The sequence below is a fragment of the Actinomyces sp. S6-Spd3 genome (assembly GCF_000758755.1).
In the GTDB taxonomy this organism is placed as follows: domain Bacteria; phylum Actinomycetota; class Actinomycetes; order Actinomycetales; family Actinomycetaceae; genus Pauljensenia.
Map to the genome: position 1 here is coordinate 1 of NZ_JRMV01000023.1, position 531 is coordinate 531.

Annotated in this window: 1 protein-coding gene; it reads left to right on the top strand. The window is 57.8% G+C overall.

Annotated features, from left to right (window positions below):
- Positions 1 to 531 (top strand): DNA recombination protein RmuC (locus tag HMPREF1627_RS00180; protein WP_158705775.1); only part of this gene is annotated, 531 nt, incomplete at both ends.

Here is a 531-nt window from a genome sequence, read left to right on the forward strand (position 1 = left end):
ATGGATGCGGCGCAAAAGCATCAACTCGACTGGGTCATCTCCGAACTTGGTCTCAGCCAGAAAACCGGGCGCGAGGTTCTTGCCGCCACACAAAAGCTCGATACAGCGCTAAGGTCCTCTCCCACTCGCGGATCTTGGGGTGAGCTCTCCTTGCGCCGCGTGCTTGAAATGTCGGGCCTGACTAACCGCATTGACTTCCTCGAACAAATGCAGGTTGGCCCGGCGCGGCCAGACGTCGTTGTAAATCTACCGGGCGAGGGTGCTCTCGTAATCGACGCGAAAGTTCCCCTGGACGCCTACCTGAAAGCCATTGACGAGGAGGATTCGAGCGCTTTAAGAGCACATGCAAGCGCGGTGCGCTCCCACGTGAACCAGCTGGCAAACCGGCGCTACAGCGAGGTCATTGCTGGCTCTTTGGACCTAGTGGTCCTATACATGCCCTCTGAAGCGCTCATCTCTGCATCACTCGAAGCTGACCCTGCCCTTTTTGACGACGCCCTTCAAAAAGGCATCATTGTCGCTGGCCCCTCC